At 69.1% G+C, this 14,904-nt stretch carries 19 protein-coding genes; 11 read left to right on the forward strand and 8 right to left on the reverse strand.

The features are described from left to right. The first annotated feature begins 96 nt into the window (after nt 1–96). From AB0G59_RS16650 to AB0G59_RS16660, 3 genes are all read left to right on the forward strand, one after another. The gene (locus AB0G59_RS16650) at nt 97–1,017 is read left to right on the forward strand and encodes a 1-phosphofructokinase family hexose kinase (RefSeq protein ID WP_360912152.1); all 921 of its coding nucleotides are present in this window, start codon (nt 97–99) and stop codon (nt 1,015–1,017) included. Between the two features lie 145 nt (nt 1,018–1,162). After that, complete coding sequence (locus AB0G59_RS16655) at nt 1,163–2,020, forward strand: class II fructose-bisphosphate aldolase (RefSeq protein ID WP_360912154.1); 858 nt, start codon at nt 1,163–1,165, stop codon at nt 2,018–2,020. A gap of 818 nt (nt 2,021–2,838) precedes the next feature. Continuing rightward, nucleotides 2,839–3,327, forward strand: coding sequence for an RICIN domain-containing protein (locus tag AB0G59_RS16660; protein ID WP_360912156.1), 489 nt, complete (start codon nt 2,839–2,841; stop codon nt 3,325–3,327). Between the two features lie 419 nt (nt 3,328–3,746). Here AB0G59_RS16660 and AB0G59_RS16665 read toward each other — a convergent pair whose 3' ends face one another. Together AB0G59_RS16665 and cdgB are read right to left on the reverse strand one after the other, a co-directional pair. After that, nucleotides 3,747–4,718 carry a carbohydrate-binding protein gene (locus tag AB0G59_RS16665; protein WP_360912158.1) on the reverse strand — a complete coding sequence of 324 codons (972 nt, stop codon included), beginning with the start codon at nt 4,716–4,718 and terminating at the stop codon, nt 3,747–3,749. Nucleotides 4,719–4,896: 178 nt separating this feature from the next. Next, nucleotides 4,897–6,711: a diguanylate cyclase CdgB gene (gene cdgB, locus AB0G59_RS16670; protein WP_360912161.1), complete on the reverse strand. Its 1,815-nt coding sequence runs from the start codon at nt 6,709–6,711 to the stop codon at nt 4,897–4,899. Nucleotides 6,712–7,083: 372 nt separating this feature from the next. On the opposite strand from cdgB, the gene AB0G59_RS16675 reads away from it, so the two are divergent. Further along, nucleotides 7,084–7,584: a flavin reductase family protein gene (locus tag AB0G59_RS16675; protein WP_360912163.1), complete on the forward strand. Its 501-nt coding sequence runs from the start codon at nt 7,084–7,086 to the stop codon at nt 7,582–7,584. A 20-nt stretch (nt 7,585–7,604) separates the two neighbouring features. On the opposite strand, the gene arfB is transcribed toward AB0G59_RS16675, so the two are convergent. Continuing rightward, nucleotides 7,605–8,033: an alternative ribosome rescue aminoacyl-tRNA hydrolase ArfB gene (gene arfB, locus AB0G59_RS16680; protein WP_071961754.1), complete on the reverse strand. Its 429-nt coding sequence runs from the start codon at nt 8,031–8,033 to the stop codon at nt 7,605–7,607. A gap of 194 nt (nt 8,034–8,227) precedes the next feature. Between arfB and AB0G59_RS16685 the strand changes: the two genes are divergently transcribed. Further along, the gene (locus AB0G59_RS16685) at nt 8,228–8,803 is read left to right on the forward strand and encodes a TerD family protein (RefSeq protein ID WP_360912165.1); all 576 of its coding nucleotides are present in this window, start codon (nt 8,228–8,230) and stop codon (nt 8,801–8,803) included. Between the two features lie 131 nt (nt 8,804–8,934). On the opposite strand, the gene AB0G59_RS16690 is transcribed toward AB0G59_RS16685, so the two are convergent. Then, a complete protein-coding gene (locus AB0G59_RS16690) occupies nt 8,935–9,465 on the reverse strand; it encodes a DUF6790 family protein (RefSeq protein WP_360912167.1) in 531 nt (176 codons plus the stop codon). Nucleotides 9,466–9,522: 57 nt separating this feature from the next. Between AB0G59_RS16690 and AB0G59_RS16695 the strand changes: the two genes are divergently transcribed. From AB0G59_RS16695 to AB0G59_RS16705, 3 genes are all read left to right on the forward strand, one after another. Continuing rightward, the gene (locus AB0G59_RS16695) at nt 9,523–9,942 is read left to right on the forward strand and encodes a MarR family transcriptional regulator (RefSeq protein ID WP_360912169.1); all 420 of its coding nucleotides are present in this window, start codon (nt 9,523–9,525) and stop codon (nt 9,940–9,942) included. A gap of 81 nt (nt 9,943–10,023) precedes the next feature. Beyond that, on the forward strand, nt 10,024–10,680 hold the full coding sequence (locus tag AB0G59_RS16700; protein ID WP_360912171.1) for a hypothetical protein: 657 nt from the start codon (nt 10,024–10,026) through the stop codon (nt 10,678–10,680). Between the two features lie 111 nt (nt 10,681–10,791). Next, nucleotides 10,792–11,478, forward strand: coding sequence for a class I SAM-dependent methyltransferase (locus tag AB0G59_RS16705; protein WP_360912172.1), 687 nt, complete (start codon nt 10,792–10,794; stop codon nt 11,476–11,478). On the opposite strand, the gene AB0G59_RS16710 is transcribed toward AB0G59_RS16705, so the two are convergent. Then, nucleotides 11,433–11,672: a DUF397 domain-containing protein gene (locus AB0G59_RS16710; protein ID WP_360912173.1), complete on the reverse strand. Its 240-nt coding sequence runs from the start codon at nt 11,670–11,672 to the stop codon at nt 11,433–11,435. The two genes, AB0G59_RS16705 and AB0G59_RS16710, sit on opposite strands and share 46 nt — an antisense overlap. Beyond that, a complete protein-coding gene (locus AB0G59_RS16715) occupies nt 11,656–12,507 on the reverse strand; it encodes a helix-turn-helix transcriptional regulator (RefSeq protein ID WP_360912175.1) in 852 nt (283 codons plus the stop codon). Before AB0G59_RS16715 ends, AB0G59_RS16710 begins: the two co-directional genes overlap by 17 nt. Nucleotides 12,508–12,709: 202 nt before the next feature. Here AB0G59_RS16715 and AB0G59_RS16720 point away from each other — a divergent pair, with 202 nt between their 5' ends. After that, entirely contained in the window at nt 12,710–12,970 is a 261-nt protein-coding gene (locus tag AB0G59_RS16720) for a hypothetical protein (protein ID WP_360912177.1), read from the forward strand. Beyond that, entirely contained in the window at nt 12,967–13,239 is a 273-nt protein-coding gene (locus AB0G59_RS16725; RefSeq protein WP_360912179.1) for a DUF6255 family natural product biosynthesis protein, read from the forward strand. The genes AB0G59_RS16720 and AB0G59_RS16725 overlap by 4 nt, the downstream gene beginning before the upstream one ends. Here AB0G59_RS16725 and AB0G59_RS16730 read toward each other — a convergent pair. Next, nucleotides 13,236–13,673, reverse strand: a complete 438-nt coding sequence (locus AB0G59_RS16730) for a hypothetical protein (protein WP_360912181.1) — start codon at nt 13,671–13,673, stop codon at nt 13,236–13,238. The two genes, AB0G59_RS16725 and AB0G59_RS16730, sit on opposite strands and share 4 nt — an antisense overlap. 213 nt (nt 13,674–13,886) lie before the next feature. On the opposite strand from AB0G59_RS16730, the gene AB0G59_RS16735 reads away from it, so the two are divergent. Next, a complete protein-coding gene (locus AB0G59_RS16735; protein WP_071961745.1) occupies nt 13,887–14,075 on the forward strand; it encodes an antitoxin in 189 nt (62 codons plus the stop codon). Nucleotides 14,076–14,090: 15 nt separating this feature from the next. Here the strand turns inward: AB0G59_RS16735 and AB0G59_RS16740 are convergent, their stop codons facing one another. Then, nucleotides 14,091–14,654 (reverse strand): GNAT family N-acetyltransferase, encoded by a 564-nt coding sequence (locus AB0G59_RS16740; protein ID WP_360912183.1) that lies wholly within the window; start codon nt 14,652–14,654, stop codon nt 14,091–14,093. Nucleotides 14,655–14,904: the final 250 nt, after the last annotated feature.

Below are 14,904 nucleotides of genomic sequence, written 5' to 3' on the forward strand. Positions count from 1 at the left end.
GGGTCCCGAGGTCTGGGCCTGCCGCCGCTGTTTTGGCATGATCGCTCGCGCATCCGTCATCGGGGGAAGTCACGCAGTCGTGAGAGAGAGGCGCCGATGATCCTCACGGTCACGCTCAACGCCGCGCTCGATCTGACCTACCGCGTCCCGCGCCTGCTCCCGCACGCCTCGCACCGCGTCGCCCGGGCCGCCGAACGCCCCGGCGGCAAGGGCCTCAACGTCGCGCGGGTCCTGGCCGCACTGGGCCACGAGACCGTGGTCACCGGCTTCGCGGGCGGCCCGACGGGCAACACCCTGCGCCGGCTCCTCGCCGAATGCGCGGGCCCGTTGACCGACGCGCTCGTGCCCATCACCGGCGACACCCGCCGCACGGTCGGCGTCGCCGACGACTCCACCGGCGACACCACCCAGCTCAACGAGGGCGGCCCGGACGTCACTCCCGACGAGTGGGCCGCCTTCGACGAACGCTACGTCCGCCTCCTGCGCAACGCCCGCGCCGTCGCCCTGTGCGGCAGCCTGCCGCCCGGCGTACCGGTCGGCGCGTACGCCCACCTCGTGCGCGAGGCCCGCGCCCGGCACGTGCCCGTCCTGCTCGACACCAGCGGCGAGCCGCTGCGGCGGGGCGTCGCCGCCCGCCCGGACGTGGTCAAGCCGAACGCCGCCGAACTGGCCGCCCTGACCGGCTCCACCGAGCCCCTGCGCGCCGCCCTCGACACCCGCCGCCGCGGCGCCCACGCGGTGGCCGCCTCCCTGGGCCCCGAGGGCATCCTGGCCGTCACCCCGGACGGCACCTGGCACGCCACCCCGCCCAAACCCCTGCCGGGCAACCCCACGGGCGCCGGCGACTCCGCCGTGGCCGGCCTCCTCTCGGCCTGGTCCGAGGGCCTGCCCTGGCCCGACCGCCTGACCCGCGCCGTGGCCCTGTCGGCCGCGACGGTCCGCGCCCCGGCGGCGGGCGAGTTCGACCGCGCGACGTACGAGGAGACGCTGACGCGCGTACGGGTGAGGGAGCTGTGAGCGTGCCGGGGTCCGGGGCGGAGCCCCGGTTACGGGAAGGGGCGGGGCCGGGGAGGATCTCTCCGCCGCGACGGCGCGCGACCACGACGCACAGGCCCGGCGGTGCCGAACGCACCGCAGCAACCGTCACCGGCAGGAGGCCCCCATGCCCCTCGTCAGCACGAGCGAACTGCTCACCACGGCGCGAGCCCGGAGCGCAGCCGTCATGGCCTTCAACGTCATCACCGTCGAACACGCCGAAGCCATCGCCACCGGCGCCGAATCCGCCGGCACCCCGGCCGTCCTGCAGATCTCCGAGAACGCCGTGAAGTTCCACGGCGGCCGCCTCGCCCCCATCGCCGCCGCCACGGCGGCGGTCGCCCGGTCCTCGACCGCCCGCCTGGCACTCCACCTCGACCACGTCGAGAGCACGGCCCTCCTCCACGCGGCGTCAGCACATGACTTCACGTCAGTGATGTTCGACGCCTCGAAGCTGCCCTACGGAGACAACGTCAAGGTCACGGCCGAAGCGGCCCGTTGGGCGCACGAGCGCGACCTGTGGATCGAGGCGGAACTGGGCCGCGTCGGCGGCAAGGCGGGCGACGCCCACACCCCTGGCGTCCGCACGGACCCCACCGAGGCGGCGGCCTACGTCGCCGACACCGGCGTGGACGCCCTGGCCGTGGCCGTGGGCAGCACCCACGCCATGACCACCCGCACGGCCACCCTCGACCACACCCTCATCGCGACCCTCCGCGAAACGGTCCCGGTCCCCCTGGTCCTGCACGGCTCCTCGGGCGTCCCGGACACCGAACTCCGCGCGGCGGTGGCGGCGGGCATGACGAAGATCAACGTCGGCACGGCCCTGAACACGGCCTTCACCGGCGCGGTACGAGCGTTCTTGGAGGCCCACCCGTCGACGGTGGACCCACGCAAGTACCTCGCACCGGCGCGGGCGGCGATGGCGGAGACGGTGGCGGCCTATCTGCGGATCACAAACAGGAGCAGCAACACTGGCGCATAGCCCGCGATGCCCTGATAGGCGTAGAGATAATGGCGATGCTTTAGGGCTCGGCGTACCGGGCGAACGCTAGGGCCAATAAGGCGTGGTTCGGCCTACTCCTCGGCAGCTGCGCTGTAAGTGAATCAACATCTATCCGGCCCAGAAGTTATGCCGTTGATCTATGGCTACGCTCAAGCGGTCAGCTGGGCGCTCGCGACGAGTAGACGAAACGCGACAGCTTAACTATTCTCCCCAACGCCCCAGCAACCTCTGGGCTATGGCACGAGGCTCGCCGAATTCGGCCATTGCCAATTCAGCGCGTTGCCGAAAAGCGCACCCCTAATGGGCGACAGTTCGAGCGCGGGAACCTCGAACGAGCGGCGCGGCCATCCCGTGCTAGCTCGCCGGGTACCGCTAACAACCAAGCCGCATCTACAAGACGAGCGCCAGCTGGCCGGATCGACCCCGCGCCTCCAGCGCCGTGGCCAGAGGCGATAGAGGAAGAGTTCCTTGACAAGCCTTCACAGGTCGGCCAAGCCCCCACTGAAGGGTTTCCAGGACGCCGGGCCGAGGACGTTCGGCCGACGCCGTCGCTACGACCCGTTGTCTAACGGGATCTCGTATCCAGCATCCCGCATGGCAGCCGAGCCAGCTTGCGAGGCGGCTCAGGAAGCCCTCACTCAACGGTGGCCAAAATCCACCTAATGGCCAAAATGAATCACTAAACGGAGCGAATAGTTCCCATTGCCGACATATGCGAACACATGTACGATCACCCTCCGTTGCGCAAACTTCAGCCGATGCACACGCCCGATGAAAAATGGAGCCGAGGAGCCACCGTGAAGAACGTCGCAAAAATTTCAGCTCTAGCAATGTCCGCAATCGCCGTCACAATGCTGACGCCAAACGTAAGTCACGCCGAACCCTATTTCCGCATCGTGAACCACGGCAGCAACAAATGCCTTGAGATTGATAATTCAAGCGACGAGAACGGCGCCCGAGCCCAGCAGTGGGGCTGCGGCAACCAGACCGGCAACCTCTGGTACCTCGATCACGTAGTTAACGAAGTGTACATGATCCGAAACTACAGCGATAAGTGCCTGGAGATTTCCGACTCACGAACCGATAATGGCGCACCTGCCCAGCAGTGGACCTGCAACAGGCGTAACGATGGCATGCTCTGGCACGTATCGCATGGCAAAATCTGGAATCACAACAGCGGAAAGCCTCTCGAGATAGAGAATTCCAGTCGTGAAAACGGGGCCAAGGCCCAGCAGTGGTCCAACGCGGATGTCGCAGGACAGAAATGGGACATTGTGGACTACTAGGCGCGGCCGCTTAAATCTCTCAGATTTTCTCGTGCCAAACGAGAAGGCTTGAAGCGAAGTCACGCACAGAAAGCTGGCGGACGGCAGGTCACAGTGTCCGCCAGCTTTTGCGCGGCCCCGAGCGGGTCACTACCGCTAATAGGGGGAGGGCGGTCGTACCCGGCTGCCTCGCCCGACAGGCTGAACGCGGCTATGACCACGACGGCCGCCGCGACCAGATTCACACCCGCCGTACCGTGCCCGCGACTCGGCGGGTACGGGTAGTTGATCGAGCGAACCCGACCGCCTGACTCCACGGCTTCAAACGCCTCGGGCGCATTGGTCGCCCTACTCAAACGACAGCTTGATCATGTCCCCGCAAATACCTCGCCCCTGCACGGGAGGCGGGGGCGAGGGCAGTGGGCACTTCCTGCGGGCGGTCAGCCGTTCTTAGCGCTGAGCCAGAGCTGGTCGAGGTGAACCTCGCACGCGTTGCCCGGCTCGCACGAGAGCTTGATGGTGTTCGTGCCCTTGTTCAGCTTGATCAGCGACCAGGTGTTCTTCCAGCCGGCTTCCCAGTCGCCTTCCTTCGTGCCACCGAAGTTCTTCATGCTGATGGCACGGGTGTCGCCCTTGCCGTTGGTGAAGATGGTGAGGTTGGCGTCCTTGCCGGGCACGCCGTAACGGGCGTTCAGCCGGTATTCGCCCGGCGCGTCGACGTCCACGGTCCACTCGACCGCGGCACCCACCGTGTTCATCCCGGTGATGTACGTACCGCCGTCGGCTTCGGCGCCCTTGACCGTCTTCTCCGTGGTGGCGCCGCCACTCAGACGCAGGCTCGCCGCGTCACGCTTCTTCAGGCCGTTCGCGGAGGGGTTCTGGGGCCCGTCGTCCTTCTTGTCCTTGTCCTTCTCCTTCTTCTTCGAAGAAGAATCGTCGGACTTGTCGGACTCACCCGAGTCGCCGCCCGGGTTCTCCCCATCACTCGCACTGTTCTGCTTGTCGTCCTTGCCGGACGACTGATTGGTCATGATCGCCACACCGATGCCACCCGCGACCACGAGCACCACGGCTATGGCAGCTATGAGCAGACCACGCCGGTTCGGCCGGGCGCTGCCGCCGGCCGCGTGCCCGCTCGGCTGCGGGGCTCCGGCGGCGGGCGGCATGCCACCCGGCAGGGTCTCGGGGGCGGCGTAGTGCGGGTTCGGCGCGGGGCGCTGGGCGGCGGCGCCCTGCTGGCCGCCGTAGGTGCGTGAGCCGACCGGGCGTACCTGGTGGTGCGACGTTCGGGGGACGCCCGGCTGGTGGGTGGCGGAACCGCCGCCCTCGGTGGACCCCTCACCGCCTCGGTACAGGTAACCGAACGGGTCGTCGTTCTCCGGCGTACCGGTGCCGTTGTTACCGGCCGTCATCCCCTGTCACTCCCCACATGGTGTGCCCATCGGCGCCCACGCTCGTACGCGCCAAATCCGCGGCTGTCGAGGCCGGGGCGGCCACCACGGGCGGCGGCGGTGCCGCATCGGCGCAGCCTACCCCGACAGGGCGGTTTCACGCCGCGCCCCAACCCCCCTGACAGGGGCGCAAGGGGGCTCAGCCGGCCCGCCTGCCGGCCTTGGCGCGAGAGCGTTTTTCGACGTACATGCGCTGGTCAGCGGAGTGCAGGACCTCGTCCGCGGACATTCCGCAACCCGCCCAGCCGATTCCGAAACTCGCCCCTACCCGCACCGCACGGCCATCAACCCTTATCGGGGGAATGATCGCATTTCGCAGCCGGACCGCGAGATCTTCCGCGTCGGCCGGGGCCAGCCCGTCCGCCAGGACGACGAACTCGTCGCCGCCGAGCCGGGCGACCGTGTCGCCGTCGCGGACGCCGCTGCTCAGCCGCCGGGCGACCTCTATGAGGACGGCGTCACCGGTGTGGTGACCGAAGCGGTCGTTGATCGACTTGAAGCCGTCGAGGTCGCAGAAGAGGACGGCCAGGCCCTTGGTGCCGTCGTCGACCTCCTCGTCGGGCGCTATCGCGTGCTCGTGGTGGTGCTCGTGGCGGCCGTACGGGCTCTCGGGAACGCCGCCGAAGTCGTCGGGCGTGAAGTCCGGCGCGTAGTCGGGCCCGGTGTCGGAGCCGAAGCCGTGCGCGGCGCTCATCACGCCCGTCACGCCCGCCGCCCCCGCGGCACCCGGCAGTCCCACGGCGCCGACCGCGCCGACCGCGCCCGCCGCGGCGCCCACCGCCGCGCTCGCCGTGCTCTCGACCTCGGCGAACCCCTCGAGGGAGCCGTACGGCCCCACCGCCGCGGCGGCGTGGGTGTCGCTGCCCGGCGGGCGGCCGCAGAGGCGGCTGCTGAGGCGGGCGCGCAGCTCGGCGCTGTTGGGCAGGCCGGTCAGGGAGTCGTGGCTGGCGCGGTGGGCGAGCTGGAGCTCGTGCCGCTTGCGCTCCTCGATGTCCTCGACGTGCGTGAGCAGGAAGCGCGGCCCGTCGGCGGCGTCGGCCACGACGGAGTTGCGCAGCGACACCCACACGAACGTGCCGTCGCGCCGGGCCAGGCGCAGCTCGGCGCGGCCGCCCTCGGCGGAGGTGCGCAGGAGGGTGCCGATGTCGTCGGGGTGGACGAGGTCGGAGAAGGAGTAGCGGCGCATCTGGGACGCGGAGCGGCCGAGCAGCCGGCACAGCGCGTCGTTGGTGCGGTGCAGCCGGCCGTGCTGGTCGCCGCCCATCTCGGCGATGGCCATGCCGCTGGGGGCGTACTCGAAGGCCTGGCGGAAGCTTTCCTCACTGGCGCGCAGGGCCTGCTGCTCGCGTTCGAGCCGGACCAGGGCACGCTGCATATTTGCGCGTAGACGAGCGTTACTGATCGCAATCGCCGCCTGCGACGCATACATCTGGAGCGCCTCGCGACCCCAGGGGCCGGGCCGCCGCCCGTTGCGCGGTTTGTCCACGGAGATGACGCCGAGCAGCTCCCCGCCGGAGGGCCCGGCGGTGTACATGGGGGCGAAGAGCCGGTCCATCGGGTGCCACTCGTCGGCGAAGCGCGGCGCCGGTCCGGCGGTGTGCCACTGAGGCACGTCGTCCTCGTCGAGGACCCAGCCCTCGGTGTACGGAATGAAGCGCAGCCCGCCCCAGTGGTCGCCCATCGACAGCCGCCGCTCCCACGAGACGCGGGAGCCGACGCGGCCGGCCATGAGCGCCTCGGCGCTGGCGCTTCCGGCCACCGCGGCCACGACGAGATCGCCGTCCGGGCGTACGAGGTTGACGGCCGAGAGCTCATATCCGAGCCCGGCGACGATGCCGTCGGCGACGGTCTGCAAGGTGTCCGCGAGGCTGCGCGCGGTGTTCAGTTCCGCGATCGCCTGATGGACCTGTCTCAAGGTCGCCAGGCGGACATACGGCTCCGACTCGGTCTCCATAGCTCGCTCTCCCCCGAGACCTCGACAGCAACTCCAGGCTTCTTGTTCGTCCGTTTACCCGGCCACTGAATCACAGCGAGCTGACCACCCGGTACACAGGGTCAACAATTACTGCCCTCTGTGACTCAAGTCACAAAGTGTGATGAAGTCCTACTACTGGCGTTCGAGCGCACCCCTATGCTTCGTGAACGCAAATTCGAAGACACGGCAGGATCGTTTTCGCGACGGTTTCGCGTCGGTTTCGAGGCGCTTTCGACCTAGGACCCGTCTGGTCCCGCAGCCCGATGCGCCTCGTCCCCCGGGACGGCTAGCGTGCGGAGCGTGTTGCAGACGACTTCGGCCCCAGAGACCGGCATAGCTCATCCTGAATGCGTGACCGCCGACGAATTCCGTGCAGCCCTCGCCCGCCTTGCCGCGGGCGTCGTGCTAGTGACCGCGCACGACCCGGAGGACGGGCCGCGCGGCGAGGACGTCGGCATGACGGCGACCGCCTTCGTGTCCGTCTCGCTGGAGCCGCCCCTGGTGATGGTGAGCGTTCGCAACGACTCCCGGATGGACGATCTCCTGGAGCACCAACCGTTGTGGGCGGTTTCGATCCTCTCCGAGAGCCAGCGTCACATCGCCGGCCGCTTCGCGATGAAGGGCCGCATCAGCGACCGGCTCCTCTTCGAGGACATCCCCTACGAGCGCGGCGGGATCACGGGCGCACCGCTCGTGCGGGGCGCGCTGTCCCTGCTGGAGTGCCGCACGGAGCAGCGGGTCGTGGCGGGGGACCACACGCTGGTCATCGGCCGCGTCCTGCGGGCCGACACCCCGAGCGCGGAGAGCGGACCCCTGACGTACTTCCGCGGGCGGTACCGCTTCCTGGCATAGGGGGCTGAGAGGGCTGGGCCCTAGGACCAGTCCCGGCCCGACCGGCCCCGCTTGGTGTCGGCGCGCTGCTTCTTCTCCCGCAGCCGCCGCTCGTTGATGCCGCGGGGGATCTTCGTGGGCCGCCGCGGCTTCGGCGGCGGCGCCGTGGCCTCCGCCAGGAGCGACGCCAGCCGTACGGCGGCGGTCTCGCGGTTGCGCCACTGCGAACGGTGCTCGGAGGCCCGTACGGTCACGACCCCGTCGACCAGCCGGCCGGCGAGCCGCTCCAGGGCGCGCTCCTTCCACACCGGCGGCAGCGCGTCGGTCGCCGCGAGGTCGAACCGCAGCTCCACCTGGCTGTCGCTGGTGTTGACGTGCTGTCCGCCCGGCCCGGACGACCGCGAGAAACGCCACATGAGCTCGGCCTCGGGCAGGGAGACGGAGCCGCGGATGACGTGGGGACCGGACATGCGTCCCATGTTCCCCTGCCACGAGCGCCCCCGTCACCTCGTTTTGAGCCCGGCCGCGGCGAGGCCGGCATCAGGAATTGGCAAAGAAAGTAAAGAAGGCTGGAACCCTGCGTCCCTCGGTCGGCGTTAACTGGGGTGACGGTAGCTTCGGGCGCGAGCTTCGTGGCACTACCCCACCAGAAAGGGACATTCCCATGGCTGTAAGCCTGTCCAAGGGCGGCAACGTCTCCCTCACCAAGGAGGCCCCGGGCCTGGCGGCCGTCACGGTCGGCCTCGGCTGGGACGTCCGCACCACCACGGGTACGGACTTCGACCTCGACGCGAGCGCCATCGCCGTGAACGCGGGCGGCCGGGTCTACTCCGACTCCCACTTCGTCTTCTTCAACAACAAGTCCACCCCGGACCAGTCCATCGTCCACACCGGTGACAACGTCACGGGTGCCGGCGAGGGCGACGACGAGCAGATCAACGTCAACCTGGCCGCCCTCCCCGGCGACATCGACAAGATCGTCTTCCCGGTCTCCATCTACGACGCCACCACGCGCTCGCAGAACTTCGGCCAGGTCCGCAACGCCTACATCCGCATCATCAACCAGGCCGGCGGCGCCGAGCTCGCCCGCTACGACCTCAGCGAGGACGCCGCCACCGAGACCGCCATGGTCTTCGGCGAGCTGTACCGCAACGGCGCCGAGTGGAAGTTCCGCGCCGTCGGCCAGGGCTACGCCTCGGGCCTCGCGGGCATCGCGCAGGACTTCGGCGTCAACGTCTGACGTTCGGCGCCGTAGGAGTCGCAACGCCGCCGTAGTCGCGCCGTTGCCGTAGCGCCGTCGCAGCAGCGAGAGAGGGCCACCCCGTTCTTGGGCGTGGCCCTCTCCGGCATGGGAGGGGCGCTCCAGTTTTGTCAGGCGAGGGCTGCGGTGGCGGGCTGCTCCGCAATGGGCAGACGTCGCGAGCGACGGGCGAGGATGATCATGACTGCGGGGAAGAGCAGGTCGCAGACCAGGACCCCGCCGGTGTTGCCCGGAGCGTGGTCGCCGTTGGCGAACCACTGGTAGACGTGGCCGATCACCGCGCCCCAGAGGAACATGCCGGTGCCGAGGCCGACGGTGATGCGCTCGCGGGCCGTGGCCGAGGGCGAGGCGGCGCGGAAGCCCATGACGGCGAGCCCGAGGTTGGCGAAGGCGATCTCGAACTCGAACGGGGTCCGGTTGAAGCCGATCGCGGTGGCCATCACGTCCGGGACGGTGAGGAACGCGATCGTCAGCCACAGGCTCCCGCAGCCGAGTGCGGCGACGGCCCACCACCGCTGCCAGGTTTCCAGTGCCGCTTGGCGGGAGGGGCTGTGCCGGGTGCGGATCAATGCACCGAAGACCGCCACCAGCACCCAGACCAGAGGGAATGCCGACTGTAGGACGTACGGAATCTCGACCATGCCAACGAGTCTTGCATGGTTAATATTAACCTCGCAAGACTCTGGTACGCTCGGATCATGGACGACGGGCTGGCCGACTTGCTGCATCGCGTGGTGTTCCTGCTCGGGGAGGCCGCGCGGCAGCGCGGCGACGGCCCCGCCGGTCTGAGCTACAGCCAGATGCGGTTGCTGGGGACACTGGAGGACATCCAGCCGGTGACTCAGCACCAGCTGGCACAGGCACTGTCGGTGTCCGACCCGGCGATCAGCCGGGCACTGCGCCCGCTGGAGGCAGCCGGACTCGTGCAGGTCCGCCCCGACCCCGAGCACGGACGGCGACGCCTGGTCGGCATCACCGACGCCGGCCGCAAGGCCTTCCACGACAACGGGAAACCGCTCTACGACGAGCTGCGCAACGCCCTGCTCGAAGCCGGCTTCCCGTACGAGCGGTATCTGCGCGACACCGCCCTGCTGGCGCAGCTCCTTGAGCCGTCCTGAATCCTCTCGTACCGCATCTGAGTACCGAATCTGAGTACGAACGCTCACGGCCGATCCGGGCAGGGGCAGGATGCTGGACGCATGATCACACCGCCCCCTGCCGGTCCTCCGCCGTATCCGCCCGGCCCGGCCTATCCGCCCCTGGTCGCGGTCACGCCCTCGGGAAATCGCCGCGCCGTCGTGGCCGGCATCATCGCGGCAGTGATCCTCGTCCTCGCGGGCGGAGGCGCCGCCGCGTGGTGGCTGACGCGCGACGACGCCCCACTGGCCGGCCGGCCCCGCGTCGTGGACAACGCGACGGGCCTCTCCTATGCGATCCCCGAGGGCTGGAAGCAGAAGGACCAAGGCGGCCTGATCAACGCCTTCACCTCGATGATCAACACGGAGCACGCCGACGACACGAACGGCAGCGTCGTCCTCGCGGGCCGCGCGGGAACCGTTCCGGAGTCCGAGCTGCAGCGGACGGCGGAGCGGGCGGCCCGGTCGAACGCCGAGTTCTTCTACCCGGACGGCAGCTCGACGCGCGAGGAGTCCCGCCCGACCCGTGTGAGCGGCCGGCCCGCCCACACGGTGGTCATGAAGACCAACGACGGCCACGGCCACACCGGCCACCTCCGCCTCACCCTCATCTCGGTGCCCGACGGCCGCTCGTCCTTCCTCCTCGGCATCGCCCAGTCGGCCGGCCCGACCGAGCGCCGCAATGTCGACACGGTGCTGGAGAGCGCCGCGGTGAAGTGAGGGCCGCCGCCGTCCGCCCCGGCAGCCACGGCACGCTCGTCATCGTCGATCTCCCGGAAGGCCCGTGACGCGACCCTTCCCAGGCCGCCCCCGCCATGTTCGGATGAAGCAATGAGCGAGCGAATGCGCGAGGGATACCGGGGAACCGGACCAGGAGCGATCACGCCGGACGGCTGCGCGGTCGACCTCTATCTACGGCTGCCCGTGTGGGACGAACCCGACATCATCGAACGTGCGGCCCCGCCCGCCGCCCGCATCCTCGAACTGGGCTCCGGCGTCGGCCGCGTGACCCACCCCCTGGTCGAGCGGGGCTTCACCGTGACCGCCGTCGACGAGTCCCCGCAGATGCTGGAGCGGGTGAGCGGCGCCCGGACCGTCCACAGCCCGATCGAGGAGCTGGAGCTCGACGAACGCTTCGACGTGGTGGTCCTGGGCTCGTTCCTCGTGCACGCCGGGGACCCACGGGTCGCCCACGGACTCCTACGGACCTGCCGCCGGCACGTCACGGACGACGGCTGCGTACTGATCCAGCGCGAAGCGGCTGACCGGCACGACAACCTGCCCCAGGAGCGGCCGCTGGCCGACGGCCTCATCCGGATCGTGTCCTCCGACCCGGCCGGCCCCGGCGTCCGTTCCGTCCACGCCGAGTACGTCTTCCCGGACGCCCACTGGACCCAGACGTTCCTGTCCCGCCCCCTGACGCCGGAGGCGTTCGAACGGGCCCTGGCCGAGGCCGACCTGGCCGTCGACACCTACCTGACGGACGACCGCACATGGGTACGGGCGGTGCCCGCGTAGGCCACGAACGCGGCCCAGGCCGGTGCCGGGAAGACGAGGGCGGGGCCGTGGGGGTTCTTGCTGTCCCGGACGGGGACTAAGCCGGGTATGTGGTCGGCGACCTCGAGGCAGCTATTGCCCCCCTTCTCGTCGCCGGCCCCGCTGTAGCTGCTCTTACGCCATGCCACAGTGCTGGCGTCATGCGCGGTGCTCATGTGCGTACTCCTCTGCAACCGATTGGATCAGCGACAAGGACTCGGCCGGCGACAGAGCGACAGCCGTGGCGAGTTCATACGAACGCACGCACCGCGCCACCATCGCCGGATCGTCCAGCAAGTTCCCAGTTCGATGCCCCTCGCTGTACGCCATTGGTGGCGCGTCATCGAAGGTCATGAGGGTGAGCGTGCCGTCCACCACCGGATGGCCCGCTTCGAACGGCAACACCTGCACACCGATTCGGCGCCTGCGCACCAGCGACACGATGTGCGTCAACTGCTCGTGCATCACGACCGCGCTGCCGAACTTGCGTCGAATGACGCTCTCGTCGAGCACAGCCCACAACAAGGGCTCTGTTGGATGATCGAGGAGGCGTGCCCGCTCCAGACGAGCGGTCACGCGAGCTTGGATGTCGTCCTCAGGAGCGAAGGGAAACCCGCCCACGAAAACGGCACGAGCGTAGGCAGGGGTCTGCAATATGCCAGGTACGAAGGTCGGCGCGTACTCCCTGATCGTGACGGCCAGACCCTCGAGGTACGCCGCTTCGGCGAAGCAATGGGCGTACGGCGAGCCATTGATCAACTCTTCACACATGCGCTCGAAGAGGCCGTTCGTCTTCAGCTCCACGTCGATCCGCTGCGCCATATCGAGCTGCGGCTTGCGCTTCGCCGTCTCGAACTGCCCGATGTACGAACCGGAACAGATCACGCGTCTGCCCAGCTCCTGCTGGGTGAGCCCTGCCGCCTCGCGGTGCCGCTTCAGCTCCGAGCCGAAGAACTCCCACCCCAGCTTGGACTGACCGAACCGCCCGCTCGCACCGGAACCGTTGGCCACAGGCTAACTCCCCTTCACAACAACGCCGTTGTAGAGCGCTCCCCCCTGTTGAGCGTAGCTCCAAACCGCAACCCTGGACGCACACGCAGTAAGCACAACCCGAAGGGGAAATTCCGTGACCTACCGCGAAGGCGCATACGTGGTGGACACGCGTAGCGAAACGCTGGCCCAAGTCAGGGGCGGCGAAGGGCGACGCGTCCGGGTGAGGGCACCCGGTGGAGACCGGGAGTGGGAGGTTCCGGCACAGGCGTTGCGGCTGGCGACGCGCCGGGAGCGGGAGGCGGCCGGCATCCGGGGCAACCCGTCCGCGCCCCCGCACGGGTGCGCGGACTGCACGGCCCTGGAGGCGGCACGCCGAGACGCGGCGGCCGGCGGCGACGAGACGGCGCTCGCGGACGCGACCGTGGCCGTGCGCGGTCACTTCCGCTCGGCCCATCTGCTGCCGGCGGTGAGGACCTCGTGACGAGGAACAGACGCACCGCGTACGGGGCCGGCCGCCTCGTGGACAACTGCCGGCACCACGCCGGCTGGACCCGTACCGCCGCGGGCGAGGAACGCTGCGGACGGTGCGGAACCCGGCGTTTCCCGGATTACGCCTCGTTGCGGCCCCCGGGGCTGCCGCACGCGGTCACCCCGTCGCCCGGGGCGCGGCGCGCGGCGGACCGCGAGGCGGCCCGCCGCGTGGCGGCGGCCATGCGCCGGGGCATGGCCGTCGCGGGAAGCACGGTTTAGATGAAGAAGGACTTCGTCTCGCCGAGGAAGTCGCCGTTCTTCAGCGGGTAGCCGGCGGTGACGCCGACGTAGTCACCCTTCTCGAAGGTGCCACCCGTCAGGGAGGTCACCTTGAGGTGCAGGGCGTGCGGCTTGAAGTCGCACGTCAGGTCCTTGTTGGGGACGGTCGTGGTGCCCTGGGCCGGGAGGCCGAACACGCGGCCGGGGCCCTTGACGGTGACCTTCAGGTCGACGTCCGAGCCCTGGTCGCAGGTGTAGGTGACGTCAGTCTCGACGGACTTGTTCGTCGAACCGAGGGCGACCTTGTCTATGACCACGCTGTGGGACTTCGCGGCGGCGGGCGAGGCGACGGCCACGGCGCCGGCGGTGGCCATGAGGGCGGCCACGGCGACACCGGCCAGACGGGTGGTGCGGGGCAGCTTCATTGCGTTCATCGAGATCTCTCCCTTGAGAAGGCGACGCAAGTGCGCAGACACGCATGCCGCCAAAGCCCATCACAACGAGTCGATCTTGCTCTACACATTTTTTCTCCGGCCGCCCCGCGCCGTACGCCCCCCGAGGGCCTCCGAGCGCCCCCGTCCTGGGATGCGGGGCGGCTCGAACACCGCGATCCTGAGGAGGTCAGGCGTTCCATAAGGAGGACGGTCATGTCCATGCTCGACAAGCTCAAGGGCCTCATCAAGGGGCACCCCGACCAGGCCCGGCAGGGCGTGGAGAAGGCGGGGGACGCGTTCGACGCCAAGACGCAGAACAAGTACCAGAGCCAGGTCGACACCGCCCAGCAGAAGCTCAACGAGCAGATCGGCGACCGTCCGCCCACGGACGACAAGCCCTGACGGGCGCCCGTCCGTTCACCACAACCGGTCGATCTCCCCCGGGTACAGCCCGATCCGGCTGCCCGGGAAGGCGTCCGCGTGCCGCCGCGCCCTCTCCGTGAAGAAACCGGCCATGGTGACCTTGTCGAAACCCGGTCGGTCGCTCGGAAAGGGTTCCTGCGGCGTGCCGCCGACCAGGACCGCGTCCTGGAGCACTGACCAGCCGGCGCTTTCGTAGAAGCCCCGCAGCGGGCGGTCGCAGGTGAACAGGCCCACGTCCGCGCCGCTTTGCGCGATCGCCTCACGGGCGGCAGCCACGAGCTGCCGCCCGTTTCCCTTGCCCCGGTGCGCTTCGGCCGTGGCGACCGCGCTCAGGCCGGCGGCGCGGTAGGTGCGTCCGCCGTGCTCGAGGTCCTTGGACAGGATGTCCAGGGCCGCCGTCACCTCGCCCTCCGGCGACACGAGCAGCATGACGACCGGGTTGAGCGCCCGGTCGTGGGGGCTGGCGCCGAGGCCGGGCCACGCCTGTTCGCGCAGGGCGGTCGCCTGGGCGCGCAGTTCTGACGGAACCTCGGGTTCCGCGTAGGTTACGACTCTCACGTCCGTTTCCTCCTTCGTCATCTGCCGTACGGACCGCGCCAGTTGTATCCGAGTCGGGGCACTTCTGATCTGTCCCGATCGTTTCTGCCTGCCCTCGTTTACATGATGAGCAGTTGAACCCCTGCTCGATTTTGCTCAACTCGCCGCATAGCGGACGCAATCCACCGCTCATCGTTTACCAACAGATCAAATCCTTGTTGCGCCCCTGTCAAACACGCACTTTTGATGGCACGCTCTCCTCACTTCACTC

It is taken from the genome of Streptomyces sp. NPDC021096 (assembly GCF_040641275.1).
Taxonomy (GTDB): domain Bacteria; phylum Actinomycetota; class Actinomycetes; order Streptomycetales; family Streptomycetaceae; genus Streptomyces.